Source organism: Micromonospora radicis, assembly GCF_003583405.1.
Taxonomy (GTDB): Bacteria; Actinomycetota; Actinomycetes; order Mycobacteriales; family Micromonosporaceae; genus Micromonospora; species Micromonospora radicis.
Map to the genome: position 1 here is coordinate 414641 of NZ_QXEC01000002.1, position 15087 is coordinate 429727.

A 15087-nucleotide genomic window follows, 5' to 3' on the forward strand; every position below is an offset into this window, starting at 1 on the left:
CGAAGTGATCTTCTCCCGAAAGCGGGCCGCGGGGCGGCACGCCCGTGACGAGCGGGGCACCGAGGCGCCCGACGGCGTCGAGGCGACCGAGGCCGAGCCGGCGCGCGGGCCGTACGACGTCTCCGAGGCCCCACCGGGGGTGCAGCGGCTCGACCTGGGCAGCCTGCAGATCCCGGCGGTGCCCGACGTCGAGGTGCGGGTGCAGGCGGACCAGCAGGGCGTGATCCAGCAGGTCGTTCTGGTGCACGGCAAGAGTGCCCTGCAACTCGGCGTCTTCGCGGCCCCGCGCAGCGAGGGCATCTGGGACGAGGTACGCGAGGAGATCCGCCAGTCGCTGTTCAACGACGGCGCCGCCGCGCAGGAGGCCGTCGGGGAGCACGGCACCGAGTTGCACGCCCGGGTCCGTACCGAGGACGGCCTGACCGACCTGCGGTTCGTCGGTGTCGACGGGCCGCGCTGGATGGTCCGCGCGGTCTACCAGGGTGCAGCGGCCACCGACCCGGCGGCGGCCGGTCCGCTGGCCCAGTGCCTGGACGGGCTGGTCGTGGACCGGGGCATCGAGGCCAAGCCGGTCCGTGAACCGCTGCCGCTGCGGCTGCCCCGCGAGGCGGGCGAGCAGGCCGGGTCGGCGGGCGAGCAGGCCGCCGAGGTCGACCCCGCACCGGCCGCCGGCACCCGCTGAACCGGACGTCACCGCACCGCCGGGACGGCTCTGATCGGCGTACGCTGGCGGGAGCCGTCCCGGCGGTGTAGCCGTAGCGGTGCGGTGCTGTAGCCACAGCGGTGCTGTAGCCACAGCGGTGCTGTAGCCGTAGCGGTGCGGTGCCGCCGCAGTGCGGCGGTGGGAGAGGTGGCGCGGAGGTCATGAGCACCGACGAGGGTCGGGGTTCGCTGCGGCGGATGCTGCGTCGGCTGACCGCGAGCGAGGCCGAGATCGAGGCGCAGCAGTTGCAGCGGGAGAGCGCCCGCTGCGGGGGCGTGCCGATGTTGCAGTGCGCGCGGGGTGAGGTGGTCTCGGTCACCGGGCGGCTGCGTACCGTCGTGTACACGCCGCGCACCAACCAGCCGGCGCTGGAGGCGGACCTCTACGACGGCAGCGACGTCGTCACGTTGGTCTGGCTCGGGCGGCGGCACATCACCGGCATCGAGCCGGGGCGGCACCTGACCGCGAAGGGGCGGATCGCGCTGCGGGACGACCGCAAGGTGATCTACAACCCGTACTACGAGCTGGAGCCGTCGACGTGAAGCCGTGGTCGTGGGGGATGAGAGACTGTCCGAAGAGCCCGCAGCGAGGCTCCCGACGGTCCTGGAGAGGCGGGCGATGACCACCGGACAGCACCCGGGTACCCAACCGGAGACACCGGCGGACGAGGAGCAACTGCCCACGGTCGCCGAGCAGATGGCCGACCAACTCGGCGGTTGGCGGGGGCTGGTCGAGTCCAGCATTCCGGTGGTGGTCTTCGTCGTGGTGAACATCCTCGGCGAGCTGCGCCCGGCCGTGATCGCCTCGGTGGGCGTGGCGCTGCTCATCGGTGGGCTGCGGCTGGCCCAGCGCCGGCCGGTGCGGCACGCCGTCAACGGGCTGTTCGGCATCGGGATCGGTGCCGCCATCGCCTGGCGTACCGGCGAGGCCCGCGACTTCTACCTGCCCGGCATCCTCTACGGCATCGGCTACGGCCTGGCCCTGCTGGCCTCGGCGGCGATCCGTCAGCCGCTGGTCGGCTGGCTCTGGTCGGTGCTGGTGGCCAAGGGCAGCTCCGAGTGGCGCGACAACCCGAAGCTGGTGCGGACCTTCACCGGGCTGACCGTGCTGTGGGGGGTGGTCTGGCTGGCCAAGGTGGGCGTGCAGGCCGCGCTCTACCTCGCCGAGCAGGACACCGCGCTCGGCGTGGCCCGGCTGGCCTTGGGCTACCCGCCGTACGTCCTGCTGTTGTTGATCACGGTCTGGACGGTGCGCCGGGTCACCTCGGACGGGGAGCCAACTCCGTTGCCCAGCACCTGACCGGCGGCGCCGGGGCCACGCCCCGGCGCCGCGCAGGCGCTAGCGCGACTCGCGGGTGCGTTCGACGCTGTCCGGGCCGAGTACCACCGCCCGTACGGCGTCCTCCATCTCGGCCGTGCAGACGAAGATCAGCTCGTCGCCGGCCTCGATCGGGTCGTCCGGGCTGGGTACCAGCACCCGCTTGCCGCGCAGGATCGCCACCAGGGCGGCGTCGCGGGGCAGCGGCACCGAACGCAGCGGCTGCCCGACGTACGGCGCGGTCGGCGGCAGCGTGATCTCGACCAGGTTCGCCTCGCCCTGCCGGAACGTCATCAGCCGGACCAGGTCGCCGACGGTGACCGCCTCCTCGACCAGCGCGGCCATCACCCGTGGCTTGCTGACCGCCACGTCCACGCCCCACTGTTCGGTGAAGAGCCACTCGTTCTCGGCCCGGTTCACCCGGGCGACCACCCGGGGGACCGCGAACTCGGTCTTGGCCAGCAGCGACACCACCAGGTTGGCCTTGTCGTCACCGGTCGCCGCCACCACCACGTCGCAGCCGGCGAGGTCGGCCTCCTCCAGGCTGGCCAGCTCGCAGGCGTCGGCCAGCACCCAGCGGGCGTCCGGCACCCGCTCGGGCCGCAACATCCGCGGCTGCCGCTCGATCAGCATCACCTGGTGGCCGTTCTCGATCAGTTCCTGGGCGATCGAGCGGCCCACGTTGCCCGCACCCGCGATGGCCACCCGCATGGTCACTTACCGCCTTCCGGTGCCGCCGCCACCGCGGTGACGGTCGCCACCATGTCGTCGGTGACCAACATGAAGACCTGGTCGCCCTCCTGCAGCACGCTGGAGGTGGTGGGCAGGGTGCCGATGCCGAACCGCAGCAGGTACGCCACCCGGGCACCGGTCGCCTGCTCCAGGGTCCGCACCGGCCGGCCGATCCACTCCTTGTGCACCGGCACCTCGATGATCGAGACCGTGCTCGTCGGATCGCGGAAGATCTCCACGTCGCCCTCGGGCAGCAGGTGCCGCAGCATGCGGTCGGCGGTCCACCGCACGGTGGCCACGGTGGGGATGCCGAGCCGTTCGAAGACCTGCGCCCGGCGCTGGTCGTAGATGCGAGCCGCCACCCGGGACACGCCGAACGTCTCGCGGGCCAGCCGCGCCGAGATGATGTTGGAGTTGTCGCCGCTGGAGACCGCCGCGAAGGCGTCCGCCCGCTCGATGCCGGCCTGGCGGAGCACGTCGCCGTCGAAGCCGGCGCCGGTCACGGTGGTGCCGCTGAAGTCGGCCCCCAGGCGGCGGAAGGCGTCGGCGTCCTGGTCGATGACCGCCACCGAGTGCCCTCGGGACGCCAGGCTGTGGGCCAGGGTCGAGCCGACCCGGCCACATCCCATGATCACGATATGCACGCTGCCCTCCCAAGCTGCGTACCGCCGCCGGTTTCCGGCGGGCCTGCCACGTCGTGGCGTACGGCGGGAACCGACGGTACCCGCTGCCCCGCACGGCCCGCACCGCGTGGGTCGGCCGGCCTGACGGACGCGCGGTGACTGGTCGTACGCTTGCCGGTTGTGGCCCGAACCCTGTTGAAGCGGCTGCTCGTCGGTCGACCGTTCCGGTCCGACCGGCTCAAGCACACCCTCCTGCCGAAGCGCATCGCCCTGCCGGTGTTCGCCTCGGACGCGCTGTCCAGCGTGGCGTACGCGCCGGACGAGATCCTGCTGATGCTCTCCATCGCGGGCGCCTCGGCCTTCGTCTTCTCGCCGTGGGTGGCGCTCGGCGTCGTCGTGGTGATGCTGACCGTGGTGGCCAGCTACCGGCAGAACGTGCACGCCTACCCCTCCGGCGGCGGCGACTACGAGGTGGCCACGGTCAACCTGGGCCCGCGGGCCGGGGTCGGGGTGGCCAGCGCGCTGCTGGTCGACTACGTGCTGACGGTCGCCGTGTCGGTCTCCTCCGGGGTGGCCAACCTCGGCTCGGTGATCCCCTTCGTGGCCACCCACAAGGTGCTGATCGCGGTCGTCGCCGTGGTCCTGCTCACCGCGGTCAACCTGCGTGGTCTCAAGGAGGCCGGCAGCGCGTTCGCCATCCCCACCTACGGTTTCATGATCGTCATTGTCGGCATGATCCTGACCGGGCTGGTCCGGATCGTGGTGCTCGGCGAGGACCTGCGTGCCCCCAGCGCCGACCTGGTGATCGCCGCCGAGTGGCACGACACCACCGGTTGGGCGATGGCCTTCCTGCTGCTGCGCAGCTTCTCCTCCGGCTGCGCCGCGCTGACCGGCGTGGAGGCGATCTCCAACGGCGTACCCGCGTTCAAGGCGCCCAAGAGCCGCAACGCCGCCACCACCCTGCTGCTGCTCGGTCTGGTCGCGGTGACCATGCTGGTCGGCATCGTCTGGCTGGCCCGACTCACCGGACTGCAGTTCGTCGAGGACCCCGGCCTGCAGATCGTCGCCGGCCCCGAGGGGTACGTGCAGAAGACCGTCACCGCCCAGCTCGGTGAGACGATCTTCGGCCCCGGCTCGGTGCTGCTGTTCCTGGTCGTCGGGGTGACCGCCACGATCCTGTTCGTCGCCGCCAACACCGCGTTCACCGGCTTCCCGGTCCTCGGCTCGATCCTCGCCCAGGACCGCTACCTGCCCCGGCAACTGCACACCCGGGGTGACCGGCTGGCCTTCTCCAACGGCATCCTCTTCCTGGCGGCCTTCGCGATCGTGCTGATCATCGGCTTCCAGGCCGAGGTGACCAAGCTGATCCAGCTCTACATCGTCGGGGTGTTCGTCTCGTTCACCCTCTCCCAGGCCGGGATGATCCGGCACTGGAACCGGAAGCTGCGCACCGAGCGGGATCCGCAGGTACGGCGCCGGATGGTCCGGTCCCGGGCGATCAACGCGTTCGGCATGGTGATGACCGGCGCGGTGCTGGTCATCGTGTTGATCACCAAGTTCCTGCTCGGCGCGTGGATCGCCATCGTCGCGATGGGCGTGATCTACCTGCTGATGCTGGGCATCCGACGGCACTACGACCGGGTCGCGGTCGAGCTGACCCCCGAGGACGACGGTCGGCCCGTGCTGCCCGCCCGCAACCACGCCATCGTGCTGGTCAGCAAGCTGCACCAGCCGACCCTTCGGGCGGTGGCCTACGCCCAGGCCACCCGGCCGGACACGCTCACCGCGGTGACCGTCAACGTGGACGACACCGACACCCGGCAGTTGCAGGCCGAGTGGGAGCGGCGGGCCGTACCGATCCCGCTGACCGTGATCGACTCGCCGTACCGGGAGATCACCCGGCCGATCTTGAACTACGTGGCCGGCGTCCGCCGCGACTCGCCGCGCGACGTGGTCACGGTCTTCATCCCCGAGTACGTTGTCGGACGCTGGTGGGAGCACCTGCTGCACAACCAGAGCGCGTTGCGGCTGAAGGGCCGGCTGCTGTTCGAGCCGGGGGTGATGGTGACCAGCGTGCCGTGGCAGCTCGCGTCGACCGCCGGCAAGGACCTGGACCGGATGGACGCGACCCTCGGCCGCGGTCCGGCCCGTGGCCCCCGGGCGGCGCCGCCGAGCACCCCGCCGGTGGACTCCGTGCCGTCCGGGCCGGGTCAGCAGTCGAACGGAGAGACACGATGAATCAGGGAACCCGCCAGCTGGACACCCCCGGTGCGGAGACCGGCCGCGGTGGGCTTACCGAGGCCGAGCGGGTGGAGCTGACCGTCGCCGCGGTCGCGCCCGGTGGGCACTGCGTGGCCCGGGTCGACGGCCAGGTGGTCTTCGTCCGGCACGCGCTGCCCGGCGAGCGGGTGGTGGCCGAGGTCACCGAGGTGCACCGGGGTTTCGTCCGGGCCGACGCGGTACGCGTGCTGGCGGCGGCGCCGGATCGGGTCACCCCACCGTGCCCGTACGCCCAGCCGGGTCGCTGCGGTGGGTGCGACCTGCAACACGTGGCGCCGGACGCGCAGCTGCGCTGGAAGGCCGACGTCGTACGCGAGCAGCTCATCCGGCTCGGCGGACTCGACGAGGCCGGCTGCGACGCGCTCGACGTACGGGTCGAGGCGCTGCCCGGCGGCCCGCTCGGCTGGCGTTCCCGGGTCCGCTACTCGGTCGACGCGGCCGGCCGTGCCGGGCTGCTCAAACACCGCTCGCACGAGGTGGTCCCGGTGGACCGCTGCCTGATCGCCCATCCGGCCGTCCAGGAACTGCCGGTACTCACCTCCACCGGTGCGCACTGGCCGGACGCCGACGCCGTGGAGACGGTCGCCTCGACCGGCGGAGACGTGACGGTGACCGCGGTCGCGGCCGGGGACACCCGGCTGGTGAGCGGCCCGGACCGGGTCCGGGAGCGGGCCGCGGGCCGGGAGTGGACGCTGCCCGCCGCGTCGTTCTGGCAGGTCCACCCCGCGGCGGCGGACACCCTGGTCGGCGCGGTGCTGGAACTGGTCGGGCCACGACCGGGGGAGCGGACCTGGGACCTCTACGGTGGCGCGGGCCTGTTCGCCGCCGCGCTGGCCGAGCGGGTCGGCACGACCGGCCGGGTGACCCTGGTCGAGGCGGCCGACGACAGCGTCGCCGCGGCTCGGCAGAACCTGGCCGACCTGCGCCAGGTGGAGGTGGTGGCGGCCCGGGTGCAGACCGCGCTGAGCCGGCGCCGGATCACCGGGCCGGTCGACGTGGTGGTGCTCGACCCGCCGCGCTCCGGGGCCGGTGCCCGGGTGGTACGCGACCTGGTCGCCGCCGCGCCGCGGGCGGTGGCGTACGTGGCCTGCGACCCGGCCGCGTTCGCCCGGGACGTACGGGTCTTCACCGACCTCGGCTGGCGGCTCGCGGCGCTGCGCGGCTACGACCTCTTCCCGATGACGCAACATGTCGAACTGGTCGGGCTGCTGCTGCCGGCGCGGTGAGTCGGGTGTGTGTGCTGCCGGTGGGGTGGGTCGGCGTGTCGCCACGCCGTCCCCGGGTGCGGGGCTGACCTCGCGCTCAGCATCGATGGCACCGGCGACCGGGCTGCGCCGTGCGCGTGGGCCGATAGACTCTGCGGTCATGAGTGTTGAAGAGGACACGGCCAACCAGGGCCGGCTGCTCGCCGCGGTGCAGGGTCCGCAGGACGTCAAGCGGATGTCGGGCACCGAACTGGACATCCTCGCCGCCGAGATCCGGGACTTCCTGGTCGCCAAGGTGTCGCGTACCGGCGGGCACATCGGTCCCAACCTGGGCGTGGTGGAGCTCACCCTCGCCCTGCACCGGGTCTTCGACTCTCCCCGTGACCGGCTGCTGTTCGACACCGGCCACCAGGCGTACGTGCACAAGATCCTCACCGGCCGGCAGGCCGGCTTCGACCAGCTGCGTCAGCGCGGCGGGCTCTCCGGCTACCCCAGCCAGGCCGAGAGCGAGCACGACCTGATCGAGAACTCGCACGCCTCCACCGCCCTGTCGTACGCCGACGGGCTGGCCAAGGCGTACGCGCTGCGGGGCGAGGCGCGCAGCGTGGTGGCCGTGGTCGGTGACGGGGCGTTGACCGGCGGCATGTGCTGGGAGGCGCTGAACAACATCGCCGCCGCCGGCAACCCCCTGGTGATCGTGGTCAACGACAACGGCCGGTCGTACGCGCCGACCATCGGCGGCCTCGCCGACCATCTCTCGACGCTGCGGCTCAACCCCGGCTACGAGAAGGTTCTCGACGCGGTCAAGGACGCGCTCGGCTCGACCCCGCTGGTCGGCAAGCCGATGTACGAGGTGCTGCACGCGGTCAAGAAGGGCATCAAGGACGCCGTCGCCCCGCAGGCGATGTTCGAGGACCTCGGCATCAAGTACGTCGGCCCGGTCGACGGGCACGACGTCGCCGCCGTCGAGACGGCGTTGCGCGCGGCGAAGAACTTCCGCGGCCCGGTGATCGTGCACGCGGTCACCCGCAAGGGCTACGGCTACCGCCCCGCCGAGGAGGACGAGGCGGACTGCTTCCACGGCCCCGGCGCGTTCGACATCGCCACCGGCAAGTCCACCGCCGCGCCCGCCGTCAAGTGGACCAACGTCTTCGCCGACGAGCTGGTCGCGATCGCCGACGAGCGGCCGGACGTGGTCGGCATCACCGCCGCCATGGCCGAGCCGACCGGCATCGCCAAGCTGGCCCGCAAGTACCCGGAACGCACCTACGACGTGGGCATCGCCGAGCAGCACGCGGCCACCTCGGCGGCCGGCCTGGCACTCGGCGGGCTGCACCCGGTGGTGGCGCTCTACGCGACCTTCCTCAACCGGGCCTTCGACCAGGTCCTGCTGGACGTGGCGATGCACAAGCTGCCGGTCACCTTCGTACTGGACCGCGCCGGCATCACCGGCCCGGACGGGCCGAGTCACTACGGCATCTGGGACATGTCGGTCTTCGGGGTGGTGCCCGGCCTGCGAATGGCCGCCCCCCGCGACGCCGCCACCCTGCGTGAGGAGCTGCGCGAGGCGGTCGCCGTCGACGACGGTCCCACCGTGCTGCGCTACCCGACCGGTGCGGTCGCCGCAGACCTGCCCGCCGTGCGGCGCGTCGGCACCGTCGACGTGCTGACCGAGTCGGCGCGTACCGACGTACTGCTGGTCGCCGTCGGCTCCTTCGGCCAGTTGGGCATGGAAGTCGCCGCCCGGGTCACCGAGCAGGGCTACGGCGTCACCGTGGTCGACCCTCGCTGGATCCGTCCCGTCCCGGCCGAGCTGGTCGAGCTGGCCGCCGGGCACCGACTGGTGGTGACCGTCGAGGACGGCGTCCGGGCCGGTGGTGTCGGTGACGCCCTCGCCCAGGCGATGCGGGACGCCGGCCTCCGCGTGCCCCTGCGTGACCTGGGCGTACCGGTCGCGTGGCACCCGCACGGCTCCCGTGGTCAGATCCTCGCCGATCTCGGCCTGACCGCCCAGGACGTCGCCCGCGACGTCACCGGCTGGATCTCCCGCCTCGACACCCACCCCGTCGACCCGATCCCCGTCCCCGCCAACAACACCCCCACCCCGAACTAACCCCTCCCTCCCTCGTCCCTTCGCCTCTCCCTCGCGCGTCGACCTTGCACTTGCGGTCGCCGGTACGCGGCATACGCACCTTCAGCCCGGACACAAACTGCATGATCGAGGGCGCGAGGGCGCGAGGGCGCGAGGGGGTGACGGGGTTAGCGGTGGGGGGAGCCGGCGGTGCGGTAGTGGGTCTTGTCCTCGGCCGCGAGGCTGAACGTCTCGCGGCGCTCGGGGAGCGGGGCCACCACCAGGCCGGGCCGGTCCACCAGGCGGGTGGTGTCCGGCGGTACCGACAGCGTGGTGTCCTTGGTGGACCGCCAGCTCAGCACGACCAGCGGCTGCTCGGGCACGGGCAGTTCGTAGACCTGCAACGGGTTGGTGCGGTCGGCGGGGGAGAGGACCACCGGGCCGTCGACGGGCCGGTAGACGACCGCGGTCATCGTGCCGTCGGCGGTCTCCCAGGTCAGCTGCTCCAGTTCGGCCGGTTCGCCGCCGCCGAGGGCCACCTCGCCGAGGGTGCGGATGGCCAGTTTCGCCTTCGGCCACGAGGCCGGTACCGAGTCGGGGGCGTCCCGGTCGCCGATCCGCCGGGCGATGCTGCCGAACGGTCCTTCCGTGGCGGACAGCAGACAGGTGTCCAGGTCGGTCAGTGCCCGTCGGCCCGAGCCGCTGTCGTCGCGGACCAGCGGGTAGCGGGGGTCGGTGATGCCGGTGCCGAGATCGAGCAGCCGGTCGGCGGATCGGCCGCGCGGCAGCGACGTGGTGGAACGCAGGGTCGCGGTCACCGGCACCGCCCGGCACGAGGGTACGTCTACCGGTTCGGTGAGGCCGTCCTTGCCGGCGATCGTGCGTCCGTCGGGGCCGGTCAGGCGACGGACCCGTTCCGAGGTGAGGTAGCGGCGCCCGTCGGTGCTCTGCACCGGCAGTACGTCGGAGTAGACGAGGTAGCCGGGGTCGGTGTACTCGGTGGCGTGGGTGACCCGGTACCCGTCGCCGTCACCGGCGAGTTGCAGCAGCCAGGAGGCGGCCTGTCCGGGTACCGAGGCGGCGACCAGGGCCAGTGGGGCGCCGTCGACGCGGCCGGAGAAGAGGATGCCGGAGGACGGCACGTGCACCCGGTCGTCCGCGGGGGACCGCCAGTCGCGTACCGCCCGGGTCACGGCGGCGGTCGCCGTCGCGTCCTCGGCCAGCGAGCCGCGGGGCGGCCAGACGGTCAACGAACCGTCCAGGCTGTCGTAGCCGACGCGCAGGTCCTGTGGGCGGCGTTCGGCGACCGGCCCGCAGGCGGTGACGGTGACCAGCAGGGCCGACAGGCCGGTGGCCGTCAAGCCGCGCCAGCGGACTGCAGCCACCTGTTACGCCCCCGATCGCATCGGTCGTCGTGTCGGAGGGCAATAGTACGAGATGTCCCGACGATGCCTCGCGCCGCCTCACGCTGCGTCGCGTCGGCCGTACACCGACCACAGAGGACACCGCGTCGACTTGGGGGCTATCTCCCTACTCGGGTAGACTCCGCCGACTGTGACGCCTGCTGAGACCCGCGCCGCATCGCCGCCGGATTCCGACGACGCCGCGGGCTCGCCGTCCGAACCCGTCACCCAGGGTGAGGGTACGCGGGCCACGCCGCCCGCCACCGGCACGCCGGCCCCGGATGCGTCGCCGATCGATGTGTCGCCGAGCAAGTCGTCGGCGGGCGCGGTGGTGGCCGGCCCGGCGCCGACCGTGGTGGCCGTCGGCCGGGTCGGCGAGCCGGAACCGACTGTGGACGCCGGTGCGGCCGGGGACGCGGCGGACGCCGACCGGGCGGCTCCGGCGCGCCGGTTCCGGTTCCGGTGGACGCCGCGCCGGGTGGACCTCGCGGTCTTCGGTGGCTTCCTGCTGGTCGCGATCTGGGTGACCAGCCAGATCTGGGCGGATCCGGCCGGTCGGGTCGCCTCTCTCTACAGCAGTGACCCGGCTCAGGTGCAGTTCTTCCTGGCCCACTCGGTGCGGGTGGTGCTGCACGGGGAGTTCCCGTTCTTCACCGAGCAGTTCAACTATCCCGACGGGGTCAACCTGATGGCCAACACGGCCATCCTGGCGCTGGGCATCCCGATGGTGCCGGTGACCCTGCTGTTCGGACCGGCGGTGACCTTCGTGGTGCTGGTCACGCTGGCGCTCGCGGGCACCGCGTCGGCCTGGTACCACGTGCTCTCCCGGCACGTGGTGAACAACCGGCTGGCGGCCGTGGTGGGTGGCTGGTTCTGCGGCTTCTCACCGGCGATGCTGTCGCACGCCAGTTGGCATCCGAACATCATCAGCCAGTTCCTGCTGCCGTTCATCGTCTGGCGGGTCATGGTGATCACCCGCTCGACGCGGCCGTACCGGGACGGGGCGCTGCTGGCGCTGCTGGTCACCGCGCAGGCGTTCATCAACGAGGAGATCCTGCTCTTCACCGCGATGGGCTGCGGCATCTTCCTGATCGCGGTGGTCGTCCAGCGTCCCGCGCTCTGGTCGACGGCCTGGCGTCCGCTGGGCAAGGCGGTGGCGACCTGCACGGTGATCGCCGGCACGCTGCTGGCGTACCCGCTGTACATCCAGTTCGCCGGGCCGATGGCGTACCACGGTCTCAGCGACGCGGTACGCGACTACGGCAACGACATCGCCGCGTACTTCGCCCCGGGCTCGCCGACCATCGGCGGCAACCAGCGGGCGAACGTCAACCTCGCGCCGAACTACTCGGAGGAGAACGCCTTCTTCGGTTGGAGCCTGGCGTTGATCGCGGTCGGGATCGTCCTCTGGCTCCGCCGGGAGGTGCTGGTCCGGGCGCTCGCCGCGACCGCCGCCTTCTACACCATCCTCTCCCTCGGCGAGCGGATCACCTGGTGGGACCGGGAACTGGTGGTCGGGCCGTGGGAGTGGCTGGTCCGGCTGCCGCTGCTCGACGCGGTGGTACCGACCCGGTTCGGCATGATCACGAGCGTGGTGGTGGCGATCCTGCTCGCCCTGGCGATCGAGCGCAGCCGGTCGCTGCCGCTGGACCCCCGGACCCTGCGTACGCTGACCGCCGGTGGCCTGGTGCTGGCGCTGCTGCCGATCGCACCGATGCCGCTGCCGATGACCTCCCGGCCGCCGGTTCCCGAGTTCATCACCTCCGACCGTTGGCGCGACTACGTCGGCCCGGACCAGACGTTGGTGCCGATCCCGGTGCCGAGCATGGGCAACACCCACGGGATGCGCTGGGCCGCGGCCACCAACCTCGACTTCAAGATCCCGGGCGGCTACTTCCTCGCCCCGCGTAACGGCAACACCGGTGACCCGGGCCGGTTCGGTGGCCGACCCAGCGGCATCGGCCGGCTGCTGGAGGGTGTCGCGACGACCGGCCGTACTCCCGAGTTGGACGACCGGCAGCGGCGCCGCTGCCTGGACGAGCTGCGGCACTGGCGGGCCGCGGTCCTGGTGCTGCCGGTACGCCAGCCGCACTCCGAACCGCTGCGGCAGACCGTCGAGCAGTTGGTCGGCCCGGCCCGCCTCGAACTGGACGTCTGGGTGTGGGACGTGCGGGCGTTGACCGACCCGGCGGTCTGATGCCGGTCGGCACCGCCGAACGTCCCGCCGAGGTCACCGCCGCCCGGCGCCGGTGGCTGCCCCGCCGGGCTCCGGATCTGGTGGTGGTGTTCGGCTATCTGGCGCTCGCCGGGTGGCTGAGCAGCCGGCAGTGGGGCCGGCCGGACCGGCTGTTCCACCAGGCCGGCGACCAGATCCTCTTCGAGTGGATGCTGGCCCGGGCGGCGCGGGCGGTGCTCGGCGGGGAGGACCCGTTGTGGAGTGACGCGTTGAACGCCCCCGGCGGGGTGAACCTGATGGCCAACACCTCGGTACTCGGCCTGGGGATACCGCTGACTCCGGTCACCGCGCTGTTCGGCTCGCAGACCGCCTTCCTGGTGGCGGTGGTGGGCTGCCTGGCCGGTACGGCGACCACCTGGTACGTCCTGCTGCGCCGGCGCCTGGTCGAGTCCCGGTGGGCCGCCGCCGTCGGCGGGCTGGTCTGCGGCTTCGCCCCCGGCATGGTGGCCCAGGCCGGGGCGCACCTGCATATGGCCGCCCAGTTCCTGGTGCCGGTGATCCTGGCCCTGCTCTTCCGCCCCGAGCCAGCCGCCGCCCGAGCCGCCGACGACGCCGCCCGAGGCACGGGCCGGGGCGGTGGGGTGTGGTGGCCCGGGGTGCTGCTCGGGCTGGTGGTCACCTACCAGGTCTTCCTCGGCGAGGAGGTGCTGTTCTTCGTGGCGCTGGCCGCCGGGGTGTTCGTGTTCGGGTATGCGCTGGCCGACCGGGCGGCGGCCCGTCGGCTCGCCCCGGCCGTGGCCGGTCGGGTCGGCGTGGGTGCGGCGGTGGCGGGCGGGCTGCTGGCGTACCCGTTGTGGTTCCAGTTCTTCGGTCCGGGGCACTACCGGGGGATGCCGTTCCACGCGTACGGCTACCAGCTCGACGCGGCGTCCTTCACCGCGCCGGCCCGGCAGACCGTGTTCGGTGACCAGCGTCCGCCGGGCCTGCTGGCGCCCAACCTGACCGAGGAGAACTCCTTCTTCGGGCCGGTGCTGCTGGTGCTCGCCGTGGTCGTCACGATCTGGCTGTGGCGCCGCCCGCTGGTCCGGGCCCTGGCCGGATGCGGGGTGCTGTTCGCCCTGCTCTCGCTCGGCACGCCGGTACGCCTCGACGGGGCGCTCACCGAGTTGACCGGCCCGTACCGGCTGGTCGCCGGGTTGCCGCTGGTCGACCACGTGGTGCCGGCCCGGTTCGCGTTGGTCTGCGTACCGGTGCTGGGCATCCTGGTGGCCCTGAGCGTGGACCGGATCCGGTCCGTCGGCCGGGCGCCGGTGCGGGCGCTGGGGGCCGCCGCGGTGGCCGTCGCCCTGCTGCCGCTGGTTCCGACGCCGATCCGGACCGTGCCGGTCGGGCCGGTGCCGGCGTTCGTCGCCGAGGGCATCTGGCGGGAGTACGTGCCGGCCGGTCGGACCCTGGTGGCGGTGCCGCCGGTCACCAACGCCGGTCGCAGTCCGGCGATGCTCTGGTCGGCCCGGACCGGGCTGGCCTTCACCGCACCGGGTGGCTTCTTCATCGGCCCGGTGGCCGCGGACGATCCGACGGCCCGCTGGGGCGCCCCGGACCGGCCCACCTCGGTACTGCTGCGTCGGGTGGCCGACACCGGTGAGGTGCCGTCGGTCACCGAGGCCGACCGTCGGCAGGCGGTGGCGGACCTGCGGCACTGGCGGGCGGCGGTGGTCGTGCAGAGTGGACTGTCGACCGGCGAACCGGTGCGGCGTACCGTCGAGGCGCTGCTCGGTCCGGCCCGGCGGATCGACGACGCGCTGGTCTGGGACGTCCGCCCGCTGGTCGGCTGAGCCGCCCACGCCGGTCGGCCGGTGGCCGGATGGCAGACTTCTCGGGGTGAGTGACGTGGCCGCGACGCCGACGGACGGCGAGCTGGAGAGTGTCAGTCTGGTCGACCTTGCCGTCGCCCGGCTGACCCGGGAGATCCTCAGCGGCCGGAGCGACCCGGGCGAACGACTGGTGGAGGAGCAGCTGACCCGGCGGCTCGGGATCAGCCGGGCGCCGTTGCGCGAGGCGCTGCGGCTGCTGGCGCAGCGCGGGCTGGTCGAGCACGTGCCCCGGCGCGGGGTCCGGGTCGCCACCCTCTCCGACCGGGACGTCCAGGAGCTGTACGAGCTGCGCGACGTGCTGGAGCGGTTCGCGGTGCGGGCGGGGATCCCGGTGGCCGGAGAGAGCGAGCTGGCCGGGTTGGGGGCCGCGCTGGACCAGATGCGCGAGGCGACCCGCGCCGGTGACCGGCTGGCGGTAGCCGAGTCGCACCGGGCGTTCCACGTCGCGCTGGTGGCGCTGGCCGGCAACCGTCAGCTCTCCGGGGTGTACGAGTCGATCCTGGTGAAGTTGCAGCTCTACATGGCGATCAACCTGCGCCGCGAGGCGGAGGTGGCGCAGCCGCTGGACGGGGTGCACCGGCACGAGCGGCTCTACGCCGCGGTCGTCGGGGGAGACCCGGAGGACGTCCTCGCGGTGCTCTCCGAACACGGGGCGCGTTCGTACCTCCGGTGAGGCCTGGCCGCCCCGCCCGCGTCGAGGCCC

The 15087-nt window shown here is 72.8% G+C and carries 12 protein-coding genes; 9 read left to right on the plus strand and 3 right to left on the minus strand.

Features of this window, described 5'->3' with window-relative positions:
- The first annotated feature begins 4 nt into the window (after positions 1–4).
- The 3 genes from D2L64_RS04570 (at position 5) to D2L64_RS04580 (ending at position 2002) form a co-directional block, all read left to right on the plus strand.
- Positions 5–682 (plus strand): DUF3710 domain-containing protein, encoded by a 678-nt coding sequence (locus D2L64_RS04570; RefSeq protein WP_119573482.1) that lies wholly within the window; start codon positions 5–7, stop codon positions 680–682.
- Positions 683–864: 182 nt separating this feature from the next.
- Positions 865–1245, plus strand: coding sequence for an OB-fold nucleic acid binding domain-containing protein (locus D2L64_RS04575; RefSeq protein ID WP_119573386.1), 381 nt, complete (start codon positions 865–867; stop codon positions 1243–1245).
- A 76-nt stretch (positions 1246–1321) separates the two neighbouring features.
- Complete coding sequence (locus tag D2L64_RS04580) at positions 1322–2002, plus strand: DUF3159 domain-containing protein (protein ID WP_119573387.1); 681 nt, start codon at positions 1322–1324, stop codon at positions 2000–2002.
- Between the two features lie 39 nt (positions 2003–2041).
- Here the strand turns inward: D2L64_RS04580 and D2L64_RS04585 are convergent, their stop codons facing one another.
- On the minus strand, positions 2042–2731 hold the full coding sequence (locus D2L64_RS04585) for a potassium channel family protein (protein ID WP_199714409.1): 690 nt from the start codon (positions 2729–2731) through the stop codon (positions 2042–2044).
- 2 nt (positions 2732–2733) lie between these two features.
- Positions 2734–3396 carry a potassium channel family protein gene (locus tag D2L64_RS04590; RefSeq protein ID WP_119573389.1) on the minus strand — a complete coding sequence of 221 codons (663 nt, stop codon included), beginning with the start codon at positions 3394–3396 and terminating at the stop codon, positions 2734–2736.
- A gap of 150 nt (positions 3397–3546) precedes the next feature.
- On the opposite strand from D2L64_RS04590, the gene D2L64_RS04595 reads away from it, so the two are divergent.
- From D2L64_RS04595 to dxs, 3 genes are all read left to right on the plus strand, one after another.
- The gene (locus tag D2L64_RS04595) at positions 3547–5613 is read left to right on the plus strand and encodes an APC family permease (protein ID WP_407663053.1); all 2067 of its coding nucleotides are present in this window, start codon (positions 3547–3549) and stop codon (positions 5611–5613) included.
- Positions 5610–6881, plus strand: a complete 1272-nt coding sequence (locus tag D2L64_RS04600) for a class I SAM-dependent RNA methyltransferase (protein ID WP_119573391.1) — start codon at positions 5610–5612, stop codon at positions 6879–6881. Before D2L64_RS04595 ends, D2L64_RS04600 begins: the two co-directional genes overlap by 4 nt.
- A gap of 139 nt (positions 6882–7020) precedes the next feature.
- Positions 7021–8973: a 1-deoxy-D-xylulose-5-phosphate synthase gene (gene dxs / locus D2L64_RS04605; protein ID WP_199714397.1), complete on the plus strand. Its 1953-nt coding sequence runs from the start codon at positions 7021–7023 to the stop codon at positions 8971–8973.
- Between the two features lie 146 nt (positions 8974–9119).
- Here the strand turns inward: dxs and D2L64_RS04610 are convergent, their stop codons facing one another.
- Positions 9120–10316 carry a hypothetical protein gene (locus D2L64_RS04610; RefSeq protein ID WP_119573393.1) on the minus strand — a complete coding sequence of 399 codons (1197 nt, stop codon included), beginning with the start codon at positions 10314–10316 and terminating at the stop codon, positions 9120–9122.
- Between the two features lie 409 nt (positions 10317–10725).
- On the opposite strand from D2L64_RS04610, the gene D2L64_RS04615 reads away from it, so the two are divergent.
- Genes D2L64_RS04615 through D2L64_RS04625 form a run of 3 tightly spaced genes read left to right on the plus strand, consistent with a single transcriptional unit; the run spans position 10726 to position 15057 of the window.
- Positions 10726–12531 carry a hypothetical protein gene (locus tag D2L64_RS04615; protein WP_325049893.1) on the plus strand — a complete coding sequence of 602 codons (1806 nt, stop codon included), beginning with the start codon at positions 10726–10728 and terminating at the stop codon, positions 12529–12531.
- Complete coding sequence (locus tag D2L64_RS04620) at positions 12531–14345, plus strand: hypothetical protein (protein WP_199714398.1); 1815 nt, start codon at positions 12531–12533, stop codon at positions 14343–14345. Before D2L64_RS04615 ends, D2L64_RS04620 begins: the two co-directional genes overlap by 1 nt.
- 46 nt (positions 14346–14391) lie before the next feature.
- Positions 14392–15057 carry a GntR family transcriptional regulator gene (locus D2L64_RS04625; protein ID WP_119573394.1) on the plus strand — a complete coding sequence of 222 codons (666 nt, stop codon included), beginning with the start codon at positions 14392–14394 and terminating at the stop codon, positions 15055–15057.
- The last annotated feature ends 30 nt before the right edge of the window (positions 15058–15087 follow it).

Excerpts from the sequence above, each read along its gene's own strand:
- D2L64_RS04575 (WP_119573386.1), top strand. The coding sequence starts at position 865 with ATGAGCACCGACGAGGGTCGGGGTTCGCTGCGGCGGATGCTGCGTCGG.
- D2L64_RS04580 (WP_119573387.1), top strand. The coding sequence starts at position 1,322 with ATGACCACCGGACAGCACCCGGGTACCCAACCGGAGACACCGGCGGAC.
- D2L64_RS04585 (WP_199714409.1), bottom strand. The coding sequence starts at position 2,731 with ATGCGGGTGGCCATCGCGGGTGCGGGCAACGTGGGCCGCTCGATCGCC.
- D2L64_RS04600 (WP_119573391.1), top strand. The coding sequence starts at position 5,610 with ATGAATCAGGGAACCCGCCAGCTGGACACCCCCGGTGCGGAGACCGGC.
- dxs (WP_199714397.1), top strand. The coding sequence starts at position 7,021 with ATGAGTGTTGAAGAGGACACGGCCAACCAGGGCCGGCTGCTCGCCGCG.
- D2L64_RS04620 (WP_199714398.1), top strand. The coding sequence starts at position 12,531 with ATGCCGGTCGGCACCGCCGAACGTCCCGCCGAGGTCACCGCCGCCCGG.